Here is a 15,040-nt window from a genome sequence, read left to right as displayed (position 1 = left end):
CATGCCGCACACCGTCGGCGCCGCCGACCTGCTGGAGTTCGCCGCCGCAGCCACCGAAGCCCACGGCGTTCCGCCCGCTGACGCCCGCCTGCTCGCGGACACGCTGGTCACCGCGGAACTGTGGGGGCATCCGTCCCACGGCATGCTGCGGCTGCCGTGGTACCTGAGCCGTCTGGCGAGCGGTGCGACGGCGGCCGTGGCCGCGCCCGAGGCGGTGAGCGACCAGGGTGCCGTACTCGTCGTGGACGGCCGTGACGGTCTCGGTCAGGTGCTCACCGACCGCGCGGTGGCCTGGGGCGTGGAGCGGGCGCGCCGGCACGGCATCAGCGCGGTCGCGGTCCGCAACTCCGGACACTTCGGAACCGCCGCCTACTTCACCCGCAAGGCCGCCGAGCAGGGCTGCGTCGCGCTGCTCGCCACCAACGCGAGCCCCGCGATGGCCCCTTGGGGCGGTCGGGAGAAGCGGATCGGGACCAACCCGTGGTCGATCGCCGCCCCCGGCGGCCGCTACGGAACGGTGGTGATGGACATCGCCAACACGGCCGTCGCCCGCGGCAAGATCTACCACGCCAAGGAGCGCGGCGAGCCGATCCCCGAGGGCTGGGCTGCCGACGAGGACGGCGTGCCGACCACCGACCCGCGCCGCGCCGTCGAGGGCCTGATCCTGCCCATGGCCGGCCACAAGGGCTACGCCATCTCCTTCATGTTCGACGTCCTCGCGGGCGTGCTGACCGGCAGCGCCTTCGGCTCGGCCGTCGTCGGCCCCTACCGCCCGACCGGCCGCAGCGGGGTCGGTCACCTGCTGATCTGCGTCGACATCCGTGCGATGGCCGATCCGGCGGAGTTCGAGGGCCGGATGGAGGCCCTGATCGAGGAGACCAAGTCCACCCCCGCCGCGCCCGGCGCGGCCGAGGTCTTCGTCCCCGGCGAGCCGGAGATCCGCACCGCCGAGCGCCTGCGCACCGAGGGCATCACGGTCGTCGACGACACCTGGACCGCCCTGTCCCGTATCGCTGACGCCACCGCCGTACCTCTGCCCGCCGCCCTCTCCCAGGAGCTTTCCGCATGATCGCGCTGACCGTGTCCCTCCAGGTCGTCCCTGGCTGCCGGGACGACTTCCTCCAGGCCATCGAGGAGAACGCCGTACGCTCCTTCGCCGACGAGCCCGGCTGCCGCTCCTTCGACGTCGTCTGCGACCTCGCCGACGACCACCACTTCGTCTTCCACGAGCTCTACGACGACGAGGCCGCCGTGGCAGCCCACCGTGCCGCGCCCCATTTCGCCGTCTGGCGCGCGGCGGCGGCGAAGTACGTCGTCCCCGGCAGCCAGGTCAACACCCTCTCCCGCCGTCTGTTCCACCACTCCTGAACGCCCGCAAGGAGCCCCACATGTGCACCAAGCCCACCGAGCCGAACCTGCTCATCCACCCCGACGAGGTCGAGCGCTTCGACCGCGGCGGTGGAGTGGCCACCATCCCGTACGTGGGGAAGTGGAACGCGGAGCAGGCCGTGATCACCACCGGCCAGACCGTCTTCCAGCCCGGCACCGGCCTGCCCCTGCACAGCCACAACGTCGAGGAGTCGGTCCTGATCCTCCAGGGCGAGGCGACCGCGGAGATCGACGGCGAGTTCTTCGACCTGGAACCCGGCCAGGCCACCTGGGTCCCGGCAGGCGTACCGCACCGGTTCTTCAACCGCGGCGAGGGCGTCATGCGGATCTACTGGGTCTACGGCGGCCGGGACGTCACCCGCACCATCACGGCCACCGGCGAGACCTTCGCGCACCTCTCCGCGAGCGACAAGGGAGGGGCCCCCACCTCATGACGGACGACGTACGCGTCGAGGCCGCGCTGGAACGCGCCCATGCCGTCGCCCGCGCCCACGCCTGGCCGCTGGTGCCGGTCGCCGAACGGACCGCCCGCGCGGCCCGGCTGGCCCACACCCTCCGTGAACACAGGGAAGGCCTGGCCCACTTGGTCGTGGCCGAGATGGGCAAGCCGGTCGGTGAGGCGGAGGGCGAGGTCGACAAGTCCGCCGTGACGGCCGAGTACTACGCCGCGCAAGGCCCCGGCATCCTCGCCGACGAACGCGTGGCCGTCGACGGCGCCGAGACCTGGGTCGCCCACGAGCCCGCCGGCCCGGTCCTGGCGGTCATACCGTGGAACTTCCCCGTCTGGCAGGTGATGCGCGTCGCCGTTCCGTCCCTGGTGGCGGGCAACGGCGTCCTGCTCAAACACGCCTCCAACGTCACCGGCAGCGCCCTGGCCCTGCGGGACCTCTTCGTCGAGGCGGGTTTCCCCGAGCACCTGGTCACCGCGCCGGTCGTCGCGGACACGGACGTGCCCGACGTCACCGCGCGGCTCATCCAGGACGACCGCGTCGCCGCCGTTACTTCCGGCCCACCGTCCTGGCGGACACCGGGCCGGGCATGCCTGCCTTCGACGAGGAGACCTTCGGCCCGTTGGCCGCCCTGGCCGTCGCCCGCGATGACGACGACGCCGTACGGCCGGCCGACGCGACCTCCTTCGGCCGGGGCCTGAGCGTATGGACGTCAGACCCCGCCCGCGGGGTCGCGCCGGCCCGCCGCGTCACCACCGGGGCGGCCTTCGTCAACGCCGTCGTCGCCTCCGACCCGTGCCTGCCCTTCAGCGGCACGAAACGTAGCGGCTACGGCCGCGAACTGGCCGGCGCCGGCATCCGCGAGTTCACCAACACCCGCACCTGCTGGATCGCCCGCTGACGCCTCCCGCGCCCGCGACCTCCGGGTTCGGGTTCGGCTGGGGAGTAGGGTGGCGGTACCGAGCGCACCTCGCACGCCGTCATCCGTTTCGGCGTCGCCCTCGGGGAACGGCAATGCCGGAGCGCATCGCGTCCGGTCGGAAATGAGCCGCCCCACATGAGTCTGTTGAGTCTCGGAGTACTCGCCTCCTCCCGCAAGGAGAACGAGTTCCGGCTTCCGCTGCACCCGCGCCACCTCGACCGGATCGCCCCGGACATAAGGGAGAGGATCTTCCTCGAACAGGGCTACGGCCGACGCTTCGGCGTCGCCGACGACGCGCTGCGACCACTCGTGGCGGGCCTGCGCTCGCGCGAACAGCTCATCGCCGGGTGCGACGTCCTGCTGCTGCCCAAGCCGATGCACGACGACATCGCCGAGCTGCGCGCGGGCCAGGTGCTGTGGGGCTGGCCGCACTGCGTGCAGGACGAGAAGATGACCCAGGTCGCCATCGACCGGCGGCTGACCCTGATCGCCTGGGAGGCCATGAACCACTGGACCTCCGCGGGCGCCTTCAGCGTCCATGTGTTCCACAAGAACAACGAGCTGGCCGGCTACTGCTCGGTGCTGCACGCCCTCCAGCTCGGCGGGCTGACCGGCCACTACGGCCGTCGCCTGCGCGCGGCGGTCATCAGCTTCGGCGCCACGGCGCGCGGAGCGGTCACGGGCCTGGGCGCCATGGGAGTCACCGACGTCACGGTGCTCACCCAGCGGGCCGCCGCGGCGGTGGCCTCGCCGATGCCCTCGGTCGTCATGGGGCACTTCGAGGAGCAGGAGGACGATCCGTCGCGCCTGCGGGCCGTCACCGCGGCCGGTTCCCTGCCGTTGGCGGAGTATCTGGCCGGGTTCGACATCATCGTCAACTGCGTCCTCCAGGACACCGACGCGCCGCTGATGTTCGTCACCGACGAGGACCTCGCCCTGTTCCGGCCGGGGACCTTCTTCATCGACGTCGCCTGCGACGAGGGCATGGGCTTCGGATGGGCCCGCCCGACCACCTTCGGCGAGCCCATGTTCGCGGTGGGGCCGGGCTGCCACTACTACGCCGTGGACCACAGCCCCTCCCACCTGTGGAACTCCGCCACTTGGGAGATCAGCGAGGCGCTCCTGCCCTATCTGCGCAAGGTCATGAACGGTCCCGCGGCATGGGACCGCGACGTCACCGTCAAGAAGGCCATCGAGGTCCGCGACGGCATCGTCCAGAACCCGAAGATCCTCTCCTTCCAACACCGGGAAACCGCCTACCCCCACGCGCCTGCGCGCGCGTGACCCCCAGTGCTCCCCAGTGACCCCCAGGGCTCCTGGAGGCGATGACCACACGGGGCCGCCTTACGGCGGCCCCGTTCCCATGCTCCGCCGCGACGCGTAACCGGCCTACCGTGACTGCCTGATGGGCAACGGCTGGATCTATGGTTACGACGTCGCGACCGCGGCTGAGGAAGGTAGGTAACGCCGTCAATGCCCGAGACTTCGATCGCACCCCGTGACCGGCAACACCGCGTCGAGGAAGACCTGGTCCGCACCGTGCTGGCCTCGTTCGACAACGCACCGGACCCGCGGCTCCGGGAACTGACGCAATCCCTGGTGCGGCATCTGCACGCCTTCATCCGCGAGGTGCGGCCGACCGAGGCCGAGTGGCAGCAGGCCATCGACTTCCTCACCGCGACCGGGCACATCACCACCGACCGCCGCCAGGAGTTCGTGCTGCTCTCCGACGTCCTCGGCGCCTCGATGCAGACCATCAACGTCAACAACCGGGCCCACACCGACGCCACCGAGGCCACCGTGGTCGGCCCCTTCTTCCTCGAAGAGTCACCCGAGATCCCCAAGGGCGGAGACCTCGCCGGCGGCGCGCCCGGCCAACCCTGCTGGGTCGAGGGCACCGTGACCGACACCGACGGAAAACCGGTTCCCGGGGCACGGCTGGAGGTGTGGGAGGCCGACGCCGACGGTTTCTACGACGTGCAGTACGGCGACGACCGGGTGGCCGGCCGTGCCCACCTGTTCACCGACCGGGACGGCAGATTCGCGTTCTGGGGACTGACCCCCGTCCCGTACCCCATCCCGCACGACGGACCGGTCGGCGCGCTCCTGGAGAGGACCGGGCGCTCCCCGATGCGCGCCGCCCACCTGCACTTCCTGGCGACCGCGCCCGGACTGCGCACGCTGGTGACGCACATCTTCGTCGAGGGGGACCGACTGCTCGACTCCGACGCCGTGTTCGGCGTCAAGGAGTCGCTCGTCAAGCACTTCGAGACGCAGCCCCAGGGCACCCCGACCCCGGACGGACGCGACCTGGACGGTCGTACCTGGACCCGGGTGCGGTTCGACATCGTCCTCGCTCCAGAGGGCAGTGACCCGTCCGCGGAGGAGGCCGACCATGAGTGAGACGGCGTTCGCCTACGAGGCCCTGCCCATGCGGGTGGTCTTCGGCGCGGGCAGCCTCGCGCGGGTGCCCGACGAGGTGGCGAGGCTGGGACTGCGCCGGGTACTGGTCCTGTCGACCCCTCGGGGGCGCGAACTCGCCGACCGGCTCGCCGAGTTGCTCGGCAACGCCGCAGTCGGCGTCTTCGACCGGGCGCGCGAGCATGTGCCCGTCGAGATCGCCGAGGCGGCCCGCGCCGCGGCGAAGGACGCGGGCGCGGACGGCTGCCTCGCGGTCGGCGGCGGATCGACGATCGGCCTCGGCAAGGCCATCGCGCTGGACACCGGGCTTCCGGTCCTGGCGGTTCCCACCACCTACGCGGGCTCGGAGATGACACCCGTGTGGGGGCTCACCGCACAGGGCCGCAAGCAGACCGGCCGCGATCCGGCAGTCCTCCCGCGCAGCGTCGTCTACGATCCCGAGCTGACCGCCGGACTGCCCGTGCCGGTCTCCGTCACCAGCGGCTTCAACGCCGTCGCCCACGCGGTCGAGGCGCTCTACGCCCCCGATGCCTCGCCGATCGTCTCCCTCATGGCCGAGGACGGCGTGCGGTCGCTGCTCTCGGCCCTGCCGGCCATCGCCACCGAGCCGGGCGATCCGCAGGCCCGTGCCACGGCGTTGCGTAGCGCCTGGCTGTGCGGCTCCTGCCTGGGCGCCACGACGATGTCGCTGCACCACAAGCTCTGCCATGTGCTCGGCGGCGCCTTCGGCCTCCCGCACGCCGCCACGCACACGGTCGTCCTCCCGTACGCCACCGCCTTCAACCTCCCCGCGGCCCCGGCAGCGGAGCGGATCCTGCGTCGCGCGACCGACACCTCCGACGTGCCGGGACACCTCGCCCGGCTGTCCGCCGCCCTGGGCGCCCCGCACTCGCTCGCCGACCTCGGCCTGACCGCCGCCGACCTGCCACACGTGGTCGAGCAGGTTCTGGCGGCCCCCTACGCCAACCCCCGACCGGTCACCCGCGACGCGTTGCTCTACCTGCTCACCGACGCGCTGCACGGAACGCTGGCAGAGGGTGAGCCGGGCAGGTAGGGGGTGATGTTGCGCCAGGCGCGCTCGATGTACTCCTCCTTCTCGCCGACCGGGGCGACATAGTGCAGCGCGCTCTCGGCGGCGTCGTGGCCTGCGAGGCGGGCGATGATCCAGGCGGCGAGGTAGTGCGAGGCCAGGCAGCCGCCGGCGGTGGCGATGCTGTCCTTGGCGTAGAAGGGCTGGTCGAGCACCTCGACGCCGGCGGCGACGACCCAGGGTTTGGTGATCAGGTCGGTGCAGGCGGGAATGTCGTCGAGCATGCCGAGCTTGGCCAATACGAGCGCGCCGGAGCACTGCGCCGCGATGAGCTGGCGCGAGGGGTCCAGGCGGCGCAGGACGTTCATGATCGCCGGGTCTTCGACGACCTCGCGGGTGGCGATCCCACTGCCGACGATGACCGCGTCGGCGGCGCACGCGTCCTCAAGGGTGGACATCTGCTCGATGACCACCCCGTTCATCGACGTCACCTTGGGGCTGGGGGTGGCGATGGTGACACGCCAGTCGTCGGACTTGATGCGGTTGAGCACACCGAGCGCGATCAGGGAGTCGAGCTCGTTGTAGCCCTCGAAGGTGAGGATGGCGATGTGCACGGCGGCTGTCCTTCAGAGACGGTCGGGCGGGTGGGTGGTTCTCGACGGTAAGGACCCCCGAACAGGACAGTCAAAGAATTGTCATGCATACAATTCGGTGCATGGCAGCCTCGCGGTACAAGACGCTGGTCGACGCGTTCGCCTCCGACATCCGGGCCGGGCGGCTCGCCGCGGGCGTGCGGCTGCCGACCCACCGCGGCCTCGCCGCCCGTGAGGGCATCGCCGTGGTGACCGCGACTCGGGTGTACGCCGAGCTGGAGACGATGGGTCTGGTGAGCCGGGAACAGGGCCGCGGCACGTTCGTGCGTGACATCGCGGTCTCCGCCGGTCACGGCATCGATCAGCAGTTCGTCGCCACGGATGCGGTCGACCTCAGCTTCAACTACCCGTCGCTGCCCGGGCAGGCCGACCTCCTTCGGCAGGCCCTGCGCGAGGTGGCCACCTCCGGTGACCTCGACTCGCTGCTGCGCTACCAGCCCCATCGAGGGCGTCCCCAGGACAGAGCCTCGATCGCACGGCACCTGAGGCGTCGAGGAATCACCACCGACGCGGATCGGATCCTCGTCGTCAACGGCGCGCAGCACGGCCTGGCGGTCACCGTCATGGCCACGCTCAACGCCGGCGACGTCGTCGCGGTCGACGCACTCACCTACCCGGGCTTCAAGGTGCTCGCGCACGCCGTGCATCTCGACCTGGAGCCCATCCCGGCAACCGCCGACGGTCCGGATCTCGACGCCCTCGAAAAGCTGTGCGCAACCCGTCCCGTACGCGCGATCTACACCATGCCCACGTTGCACAACCCGCTGGGCTGGGTCATGCCGGCAGCCGACCGAACCCGGCTGATCGAGATCGCCCGACGGCACGGTCCGCTCCTCATCGAAGACGCCTCCTACGCCTACCTGGTCGAGGACGCGCCACCGCCCCTGGCCGCGACCGCGCCGGACATCACCGTCTACGTCTCGGGACTGTCCAAGAGCGTCGCCACCGGTCTCCGCGTCGGCTTCGTCGTCGCCCCGCCCGCCGCGGTGCCGTCGCTCGAACGCGCGATTCGGGCGACCACCTGGAACACCCCGGCCCTCACCACCGCGATCGCCTGCCGCTGGCTCGACAACGGCACGGTGGACGACCTGGAAGCACAGAAACGCGACGACGCCAAGGCCCGCCAATCCCTCGCCAGGCAGGAACTGGCAGGCCTGCCGCTCATCGGCCACCCCTCGTCCTACTTCACCTGGCTCCCGCTGCCCGACGACGCCCGCGCCGATCGCCTGACCGCGACCCTCGCGCGTCAGCACATCTCGGTGACCACGGCCGAACCGTTCACCACCTCGACGCACACCCCCCAGGCGATCCGCCTCGCCCTGGGCTCGACCGACCTGGACAGCCTCCGGTCGACGCTGCGCACAGTACGACGAGTCACGATCGAGGACGCCGACGCCTGAACCCGCCCGCGGCTTCCACCGCGGAACGGGGCGAATCATCCGTTCATCCGTGACGCCGCCAGTGCAGTGCCTGTCGACCACTTCCGCTATTCGGTCTTGCTAAGTACCGCTAGTCAGCGTTACCGTGTACCAGTACTCAGTAGCGCTGACTAGCGAAGAGGGCCTCCAAGAAGGGGCCTTCTCGCGGAGCGGCTGGAACAGGTCCGTCCAGAAGGAGATTCGGCATGGGAAACGGTGACTACGGCTTGTCCGAAGCAGGCCTGCGCCGACTGCGCGAGGTGCTGGAAGCGCATGTCGAGTCCAAGAAGATCCCCGGACTCGTCGCCCTGGTCGGCCGGGGCGAGGAGACGCATGTCGAGGCGATCGGGACGATGCGCCACGACGGCGGCGCGCCGATGCGCCGGGACACCATCTTCCGGATGGCCTCCACGACGAAACCGGTCGCGGTCGCCGCGACGATGGTCCTGCTGGACGAGTGCCGGCTGCGACTTGACGACCCGATAGATCAGTGGCTGCCGGAACTCGCCGACCGTCAGGTGCTGAAGAGGCCCGACGGCCCGCTGGACGACACCGTGCCGGCGCGGCGTCCCATCACCGTGCGGGACCTGCTCACCTCCACCTGCGGGCTCGGGCTGGACACGACGGCCATGGGCTCCCCGATGATGGGCGCGTACTTCGAGCAGAAGGTCTACGGCGAGAACGGATGGATGCTGCCGGCGGTGGGGCCGGACGAATGGCTGCGCCGCCTCGGCACGCTTCCGCTGATGCACCAGCCCGGAGATCGGTGGCTGTACAACGTCAGCGACGACGTGCTCGGGGTGCTGGTGGCCAGGGTGACCGGCCAGTCGTTCGAGGCGTTCCTGCGCGAGCGCATCTTCGATCCACTGGGGATGAAGGACACCGGTTTCCACGTGCCCGCCGACAAGATCGACCGGCTGCCGCCGCTGTACGCCCCCGACCCGCAGACCGGGGAGTTCACCGTGGAGGACCCGGCCGAAGGGGGACACCACAGCGAGCCTCCGGCGTTCCAGTCCGGCGGCGGCGGACTCGACTCCACCGTCGACGACTACCACGCCTACTTCCGGATGCTGCTCAACCACGGGACGCACGGCACCGAACGGATCCTGTCCAGGCCCGCCGTCGAGCTGATGACCACCAACCGCCTCACGCCCGAGCAGACGGCCGCCCTGCAGGCCTGGGCGCGCAGCGTCGTCCATCTGTCACACGGTCAGGGGCAGACCGGCGGCTGGGGCTTCGGGATGACGGTACGCACCTACCGCGGCGACTACTCGCCCATCGGCCAGTTCGGCTGGGACGGCGGAGCCGGCACCACGACCTACGCCGACCCGGACAACCGGCTCGTCGGCATCCTGCTCACCCAGACCGGGATGTCCACCCCGGACTCGGCGCGGGCCATGCAGGACTTCTGGACCACCCTCTACCAGGCGATCGACGACTGACCTGGAACGCACGGCAGGGTGGTGCCACCGGCTCGGCCGATGGCACCACCCTGTTCATGCCGGGCCCGTCATGCCGGTCCCGTCGTCGCTACTCGACGCCGAGACCGGCGTCGTCCACCGCGTTCTTGCCCTCGGCCTTGAGGACCTTGTTGAGCGGTGCGAGGTCGTAGATGCCCGCGAGGTCGGGCTTCTCCAGCAGGCCGGCCTTGACCGCGTGCTCCGCCTCGCTGTTGAGGGTGGCGGCCAGCGGGTCGTCGAGGAAGGTGATGGACTTCCAGGCCGGGTCGATGACGTCGGCGGGCAGCGCCTTGCCCGACAGCTTCTCCAGCGCCGCGTTCGCGGACGTCTTGGCCTTGTCCGGGTTGGCGTTGATCCACGCGTTGGTCTTCACGGAGCCGCGCAGCACGGCCTCGACGACGTCCGGGTGCGCCTTGAGGAACTTCTGCGACACGATGATGTTCGTGATGACGAACTTGTTGTCCGGCCACAGCGTCGACTCGTCCAGCAGCACCTTGCCGCCCTCGGCGACCAGCTTCGACGCGGTCGGCTCCGGCACCCACGCGCCGTCGATCGAGCCGGACTTGTAGGCGTCCGGGGTGACCTTGTTGTCCGTGCGGACGACGGAGACGTCGCCCTTGCCGCTCTGCGCGTCGACCTTCCAGCCCTTCTCCGCGATCCAGTTGAGGAACGCGACGTCCTGGGTGTTGCCGAGCTGCGGGGTGGCGATCTTCTTGCCCTTGACGTCGTCCAGGGACTTGATCTTCTTCGGGTTGACGACGAGCTTCACGCCGCCGGAGGCGGAACCGCTGATGATCCGCAGGTTCTTGCTCTTCGACTTCGTGTAGCCGTTGATGGCGGGGGAGGGGCCGATCCAGCCGATGTCGATGGCGCCGGCGTTCAGCGCCTCGATCTCGGAGGGGCCGGCGTTGAAGGTGGCCGCCTTGATCGTGGTGCCGCCGAGCTCCTTCTGGAGCAGGCCCTCCTGCACGCCCACCAGAGCGGTGGCGTGGGTGAGGTTGGGGAAGTAGCCGATCTTCACCTCGTCGGCGGAGAGCTTCTTGGCGCCTGCCGCGACCGCGGCCTGCTTGCCGTCGTCGGTGGACTCGGAACCGTAGCCGCAGGCGGTGAGCAGGAGGGGGAGCGCGGCTACGACGGCGATGGTGCGCAGGGCGGTGAGCGGTCTCGCGGCAGACACAGAGGTGTCCTCTCAAGGATGGCGAACAGGAAGGGGCGTGGAACGTGGCGTGTGATGCGTGGAATGTGATGCGCGGAACGTGGGGCGTGGCCGAGCCGAGCGCGTCCGACCCGCCTGCCAGGCAGAACGGCGGCGCGGCGGAACGGCGGGGAAGCGGAGCGGCGGAGCAGCGGTGCCGGCTCGGGAGCGTCAGGTCTGGTTGCGGCGGAGCGGCCGACAGAGGGCACTGCACGTGCGACCGAGGTCGACGTGACGACGCGAGGTCAGAAGGGGCAGCAGTTCACCGGCGCGGTCGAACGTTGCCATGGCCACCCCCCGGATCCCTAGTTTTCCTACCTGGATGATGGGGATCGTGGCAGAAGCTGACGCGCACCCCAAGAGGGTGTTCGTATGGCGGACGCGGCCTTCTCGCTCTGTGAGATCAGCCGTGGATGGCCTGGTCGGTCAGGACGTCAGACCGGCAGGACGAACGGCGGGTGCGCACCGTTGAGGAAGTAGTCGCCGACGTCGCGCAGTCGATGGGCCACGGGCGCGTACAGGGTGTGGGTCCGCGCGTTGCGCCAGAAGCGGTCGAAGCCCAGCCGTGAGGACGCGGAGCGCGGGCCGACGATGTCGAGGGCGCGGGTGGTGGACTCCTGCGCGGCCCGGGACGCGGCGGCCTCGGCCATGGTGACGAGGACCGAGATGTCCGCGTACTCGTCGTAGCTGAGGTCCGGGCCGTGTGCCAGCCCGGCGTGCACGGCTTGCAGCGCTTGCTCGGACAGGGCGGAGGCGGCGCGGGCGAGGACGGTGAGTTCTCCGTAGGCGGTCAGCGCCTGCGGGTCCTGGGGCGAGTCGACCGGCCAGGCGGGATGCCAGGGGGAGTGGCCCGCCCTGCTGTACTCGCGCGCTTCGGCGAGCACCCCCTCCGTCATGCCCAGAAGCAGCTGCGCGGAGAGGAGGCGTCCGATCGGCGACAGGAGAGCGACCCGGGGCGACAGGACGTCCTCGTCCGCGGAGAGGGAGCCGAGTACGTCGTCGGCGGCGACCGGCACGGAGTCGAACTCCACGCTGGCGCCGGCCGCGAGCCGCTGGCCGAAGGTGTCGACGTCGCCGTCGATCCGCACGCCGGGATGGGAGGGATCGACGACGACGGCGACGGGTTCGCCGGTGTCGGCGCGCTCGACCCGCACGGCGAGACGGTCGGCGACCAGGACCCCCGTCGCGTAGCTCTGCCGACCGTCGAGTACATGGCCCTTGGCTTTCCTGGCCAGCGTCAAGGGCAGGTCATGGCGGGCGAAGCCGCCGCCCCAGCACCACTGCTCCGCCGCGGACCTCCGCTCGATCCGGGCGGCGACGGCGGGCTCGGTGAAGAACCGGGCGCTCCACGACAGGAAGTAGTGACAGCCGAGCAGTTGACCGATCGCACCGTCTGCGGCGGCGATCTCCCGGACCATGGCGTACGCCGTGCGCCAGTCCGCGCCGCCTCCGCCGAACTCGGCCGGGACGAGGAGCGTCAGCAGTCCCGCTTCGCGCAGTCGGCACACCTCGTCGAACGGGGCCTTGCCCGCGTGCTCCCTGGCCACCGCGTCCGTGGCCAGGTCGTCCGCCGTCTCGCGCGCCACCTGCAGCCAGTGCGCACGGCCGGGCCCGGTCCGGTCGGATCCCGAGGCGGGTCCGGACGGTGCGGCGGCAACGCCCATGGCGGTGGTCTCCTCAAGGTCGGCGGCAGAGTCACGTCCCCACCCGATGGAGTGAATCGTTGCTGCCCGTGGGGCATGTGCATCATCCTCGGCACCCGCCGGGCGGGCCGTCAACTCTTTCCTAGTAAATCGATAGGAAAAGTAGGGAACGCAACACCGCAGGAGGGCGGACAAGCCCCCAATGCCCTCGACCGGCTTGCGGCTGCCCTCGGTTCAGTCGACGAACAGCGCCCGCGCCGCCGCCCGCGCGTCGAACTCCTCCAGGTGGGATTGAGCGTCCGGCAGGGCGTAGCACATCGCCTCCAGCAGAACCTGCCCCAGCAGCATCGGGGCGCTCACGGTGTCGAAGACCAGGCCCGTCCCCACGGCCGCCGGCAGGAGCACATCGCTGTGCGCCGCCACCGGGGCGAACGTGCCGTCGGCGATCGTCACCACCGTCAGCCCCGTGGCACGGGCATGGCTGAGCGCGGCGAGGATCTCCCGAGGGCGGCGGGGCAGCGCGAAGCACAGCAGCGCGCTCGCGCCGGCCTGCCGGGCCGCGTCGACCCGGTCGGCGAGCAGCGAACCGCCCTCGTCGAGCAGGCGCACGTCGGGATGGACCTTCGCCGCGAAGTACGAGAATCCGCGCGCCGGAGCGGCGGAGGCGCGCAGCCCCAGCACCGGCAGCGGCCGCGAGCCTGCGAGCAGCCGACCGGCGCGTTCCACGGGACCCGGATCCGCGAGCAGGGACGCCAGCTGCCGCAGGTTGTCGATCTCGGCCTGCACCGCCTGCTGGTACGGGTTGCGCGGCTCCTGGACCAAGGCGGTTCCGGCAGGCGCGAGTTCTCGCACATGGCTGCGCAGCCCCGGATAGCCGTCGAAGCCGAGGGCGATCGCGAAACGGGTCACCGACGGCTGGCTCACGCCCGCCAGTCGAGCCAGTTCCACGCTCGACAGAAAGGGCACATCCGCGGCTCGACGCACCAGGCAGTGCGCGATGCGACGCTGCGTCGGGGTGAGCCGACGGCCTTCGAAGAGCCGGTGCAGCCGTGCGGAGGCGCCGACACCGGCAGGTAGGTCAGTGCCGGCGGCGAAGGCAGCGCCGAGTTCGCCGGCGAGGTGCTCGACGGCGCCACGGCACTGCGCCGGGCCGGTCTGGCCCCGGCCGTCCTGGGCCCGAAGGACGGGCACGTGCTGTGCAGCGCGAGCCCGCTCGCGGCCGGTCAGGGCGCGCTCGCCCTGCACGAGACGGCCGCCGTCCTGCTGCTGGCCCAGTCGGTCACGGCCCTGACCTACGAGGGCTTCCGCGCCAACACGAGCCCGCTCGACGCGCGGGTCCTGGAACTGCGGCCCGCCCCCGGGCAGTCCCGGGCGGCGAGCGAACTGCGCGCCCTCCTGGACGGCGGTGAGCTGGGCGATCCCCGCAACGCCCGGCGGGTCCAGGACCCCGTCAGCCTGCGCTGCGCGGCCCAGGTCCATGGGGCGCTGCACACCGCGCTGGACTTCGCCGACGCCGCGCTGCGACCGGAGCTCAACGGCTGCGGCGACAACCCGGTGGTGCTGGCCGACACCGGCGAGATCCTCTCGTCCGGGAACTTCCACACCCCGGCCCTCGCCCTCGCGCTCGACACCCTCGCGCTGGCCCTCACACAGACCACGTCGATCTCCGCCGAGCGCATGCGACGGCTGCTCGACCCGGCCGTCAGCGGACTGCCCCCGAACCTCTCTCCGTACGGTCCCGAGCGCTCGGGCTTCGCCCCATTGGCCAAGACGGCACAGGCGCTCGTCGCCGAGATCCGCATGCTGTCGGTACCGGTGAGCACCGACCCCCGCCATGGCGCGCACGCCGTCGAGGACGACTCGACCAACGCGGCCCTCGGCGCACGGCGGTTGACCACGATCCTCGGGCGGCTGCGGCAGTTGCTCGCCGTGGAGTCCGTGGTCGCCGCACAGGCGGTGGACCTGGCGGCCCCGCCCGTGCTGGGACGGGGGCCGCGATTCCTGCACAGCGCGATCCGCGAGGTCGTGCCCCGCCTGGACGACGACCGGGCCTGCGGGGCGGACGTGGAGGCGGTGGCCCGCGATGTCCTCGGTTCGGACGAGGTCCGGGGCACCCTGCGCGCCCTGGCGGAAGGACCCGTCCTTGCGGAAGGGCGCGCCGTGGCGGGAGGGCGCGCCCTGGCGGGAGGATCGGCATGACCGACGTCGAGGTGAGTGACGCGGCGCCGAGCCCGGGTCCCGACGGTCCGTTGACACCCTCCGCCCCACGTGCTTGCATCCCGCCATGCCGTTGTCGGAGCCTCTGACCCGCCGCCGCGCCGTGGACCTCGTCCGGGTGGCCGCCGCGCTGTGTCGGACGACCGGCTGACCGCGCGCCTCCTCACGTCTGCGTCAACAGCCCTGCTGCACTGGCCATTTGTGTGTCCTGGCCTGCGCCTGACGCTCTCGCACTTCTCCCTC

The 15,040-nt window shown here is 71.1% G+C and carries 16 protein-coding genes; 12 read left to right on the top strand and 4 right to left on the bottom strand.

Annotated elements, in window-relative coordinates; genetic code table 11:
* Position 1 precedes the first annotated feature (1 nt).
* From ACWCPF_RS38655 to ACWCPF_RS38620, 8 genes are all read left to right on the top strand, one after another.
* Complete coding sequence (locus ACWCPF_RS38655; protein WP_451049817.1) at positions 2 to 1,069, top strand: Ldh family oxidoreductase; 1,068 nt, start codon at positions 2 to 4, stop codon at positions 1,067 to 1,069.
* Complete coding sequence (locus ACWCPF_RS38650) at positions 1,066 to 1,368, top strand: putative quinol monooxygenase (RefSeq protein ID WP_451049816.1); 303 nt, start codon at positions 1,066 to 1,068, stop codon at positions 1,366 to 1,368. Before ACWCPF_RS38655 ends, ACWCPF_RS38650 begins: the two co-directional genes overlap by 4 nt.
* A 20-nt stretch (positions 1,369 to 1,388) precedes the next feature.
* Complete coding sequence (locus ACWCPF_RS38645) at positions 1,389 to 1,823, top strand: cupin domain-containing protein (RefSeq protein WP_451049815.1); 435 nt, start codon at positions 1,389 to 1,391, stop codon at positions 1,821 to 1,823.
* On the top strand, positions 1,820 to 2,539 hold the full coding sequence (locus tag ACWCPF_RS38640; RefSeq protein WP_451049814.1) for an aldehyde dehydrogenase family protein: 720 nt from the start codon (positions 1,820 to 1,822) through the stop codon (positions 2,537 to 2,539). The genes ACWCPF_RS38645 and ACWCPF_RS38640 overlap by 4 nt, the downstream gene beginning before the upstream one ends.
* Positions 2,428 to 2,739 carry an aldehyde dehydrogenase family protein gene (locus ACWCPF_RS38635; protein ID WP_451049813.1) on the top strand — a complete coding sequence of 104 codons (312 nt, stop codon included), beginning with the start codon at positions 2,428 to 2,430 and terminating at the stop codon, positions 2,737 to 2,739. The genes ACWCPF_RS38640 and ACWCPF_RS38635 overlap by 112 nt, the downstream gene beginning before the upstream one ends.
* 156 nt (positions 2,740 to 2,895) lie before the next feature.
* Positions 2,896 to 4,044, top strand: a complete 1,149-nt coding sequence (locus tag ACWCPF_RS38630; protein WP_451049812.1) for a N(5)-(carboxyethyl)ornithine synthase — start codon at positions 2,896 to 2,898, stop codon at positions 4,042 to 4,044.
* A 189-nt stretch (positions 4,045 to 4,233) separates the two neighbouring features.
* Complete coding sequence (locus ACWCPF_RS38625) at positions 4,234 to 5,163, top strand: dioxygenase family protein (RefSeq protein ID WP_451049811.1); 930 nt, start codon at positions 4,234 to 4,236, stop codon at positions 5,161 to 5,163.
* Positions 5,156 to 6,235 (top strand): maleylacetate reductase, encoded by a 1,080-nt coding sequence (locus ACWCPF_RS38620; protein WP_451049810.1) that lies wholly within the window; start codon positions 5,156 to 5,158, stop codon positions 6,233 to 6,235. The genes ACWCPF_RS38625 and ACWCPF_RS38620 overlap by 8 nt, the downstream gene beginning before the upstream one ends.
* On the opposite strand, the gene ACWCPF_RS38615 is transcribed toward ACWCPF_RS38620, so the two are convergent.
* Positions 6,178 to 6,825, bottom strand: a complete 648-nt coding sequence (locus ACWCPF_RS38615; RefSeq protein ID WP_451049809.1) for a DJ-1/PfpI family protein — start codon at positions 6,823 to 6,825, stop codon at positions 6,178 to 6,180. The genes ACWCPF_RS38620 and ACWCPF_RS38615 overlap by 58 nt on opposite strands.
* A gap of 101 nt (positions 6,826 to 6,926) precedes the next feature.
* Here ACWCPF_RS38615 and ACWCPF_RS38610 point away from each other — a divergent pair, with 101 nt between their 5' ends.
* Both ACWCPF_RS38610 and ACWCPF_RS38605 read left to right on the top strand, forming a co-directional pair.
* Positions 6,927 to 8,264: an aminotransferase-like domain-containing protein gene (locus ACWCPF_RS38610; RefSeq protein WP_451049808.1), complete on the top strand. Its 1,338-nt coding sequence runs from the start codon at positions 6,927 to 6,929 to the stop codon at positions 8,262 to 8,264.
* A gap of 224 nt (positions 8,265 to 8,488) precedes the next feature.
* Positions 8,489 to 9,724: a serine hydrolase domain-containing protein gene (locus ACWCPF_RS38605; protein WP_451049807.1), complete on the top strand. Its 1,236-nt coding sequence runs from the start codon at positions 8,489 to 8,491 to the stop codon at positions 9,722 to 9,724.
* An 88-nt stretch (positions 9,725 to 9,812) separates the two neighbouring features.
* On the opposite strand, the gene ACWCPF_RS38600 is transcribed toward ACWCPF_RS38605, so the two are convergent.
* The 3 genes from ACWCPF_RS38600 to ACWCPF_RS38590 all read right to left on the bottom strand — a co-directional run bounded on the left by ACWCPF_RS38600 (position 9,813) and on the right by ACWCPF_RS38590 (position 13,627).
* Positions 9,813 to 10,919, bottom strand: coding sequence for an aliphatic sulfonate ABC transporter substrate-binding protein (locus ACWCPF_RS38600; RefSeq protein ID WP_451049806.1), 1,107 nt, complete (start codon positions 10,917 to 10,919; stop codon positions 9,813 to 9,815).
* Between the two features lie 452 nt (positions 10,920 to 11,371).
* Complete coding sequence (locus tag ACWCPF_RS38595) at positions 11,372 to 12,601, bottom strand: acyl-CoA dehydrogenase family protein (RefSeq protein WP_451049805.1); 1,230 nt, start codon at positions 12,599 to 12,601, stop codon at positions 11,372 to 11,374.
* Between the two features lie 213 nt (positions 12,602 to 12,814).
* Positions 12,815 to 13,627: a MurR/RpiR family transcriptional regulator gene (locus ACWCPF_RS38590; protein ID WP_451049846.1), complete on the bottom strand. Its 813-nt coding sequence runs from the start codon at positions 13,625 to 13,627 to the stop codon at positions 12,815 to 12,817.
* A 72-nt stretch (positions 13,628 to 13,699) separates the two neighbouring features.
* Here ACWCPF_RS38590 and ACWCPF_RS38585 point away from each other — a divergent pair, with 72 nt between their 5' ends.
* Both ACWCPF_RS38585 and ACWCPF_RS38580 read left to right on the top strand, forming a co-directional pair.
* On the top strand, positions 13,700 to 14,779 hold the full coding sequence (locus ACWCPF_RS38585) for an aromatic amino acid lyase (RefSeq protein WP_451049804.1): 1,080 nt from the start codon (positions 13,700 to 13,702) through the stop codon (positions 14,777 to 14,779).
* 85 nt (positions 14,780 to 14,864) lie between these two features.
* Complete coding sequence (locus ACWCPF_RS38580; RefSeq protein WP_354775551.1) at positions 14,865 to 14,948, top strand: putative leader peptide; 84 nt, start codon at positions 14,865 to 14,867, stop codon at positions 14,946 to 14,948.
* Positions 14,949 to 15,040 lie beyond the last annotated feature (92 nt).

The sequence above is a fragment of the Streptomyces sp. NPDC001858 genome (assembly GCF_053594615.1).
Note: the sequence above shows the minus strand (reverse complement) of the source record. Positions and strands in the feature narration are given on the sequence as shown.

Bases quoted from the DNA above. Each gene is read 5' to 3' on its own strand.
- ACWCPF_RS38655 (WP_451049817.1), top strand. From the start codon at position 2: ATGCCGCACACCGTCGGCGCCGCCGACCTGCTGGAGTTCGCCGCCGCA.
- ACWCPF_RS38650 (WP_451049816.1), top strand. From the start codon at position 1,066: ATGATCGCGCTGACCGTGTCCCTCCAGGTCGTCCCTGGCTGCCGGGAC.
- ACWCPF_RS38645 (WP_451049815.1), top strand. From the start codon at position 1,389: ATGTGCACCAAGCCCACCGAGCCGAACCTGCTCATCCACCCCGACGAG.
- ACWCPF_RS38640 (WP_451049814.1), top strand. From the start codon at position 1,820: ATGACGGACGACGTACGCGTCGAGGCCGCGCTGGAACGCGCCCATGCC.
- ACWCPF_RS38635 (WP_451049813.1), top strand. From the start codon at position 2,428: ATGCCTGCCTTCGACGAGGAGACCTTCGGCCCGTTGGCCGCCCTGGCC.
- ACWCPF_RS38630 (WP_451049812.1), top strand. From the start codon at position 2,896: ATGAGTCTGTTGAGTCTCGGAGTACTCGCCTCCTCCCGCAAGGAGAAC.
- ACWCPF_RS38625 (WP_451049811.1), top strand. From the start codon at position 4,234: ATGCCCGAGACTTCGATCGCACCCCGTGACCGGCAACACCGCGTCGAG.
- ACWCPF_RS38620 (WP_451049810.1), top strand. From the start codon at position 5,156: ATGAGTGAGACGGCGTTCGCCTACGAGGCCCTGCCCATGCGGGTGGTC.
- ACWCPF_RS38610 (WP_451049808.1), top strand. From the start codon at position 6,927: ATGGCAGCCTCGCGGTACAAGACGCTGGTCGACGCGTTCGCCTCCGAC.
- ACWCPF_RS38605 (WP_451049807.1), top strand. From the start codon at position 8,489: ATGGGAAACGGTGACTACGGCTTGTCCGAAGCAGGCCTGCGCCGACTG.
- ACWCPF_RS38595 (WP_451049805.1), bottom strand. From the start codon at position 12,601: ATGGGCGTTGCCGCCGCACCGTCCGGACCCGCCTCGGGATCCGACCGG.
- ACWCPF_RS38580 (WP_354775551.1), top strand. From the start codon at position 14,865: ATGCCGTTGTCGGAGCCTCTGACCCGCCGCCGCGCCGTGGACCTCGTC.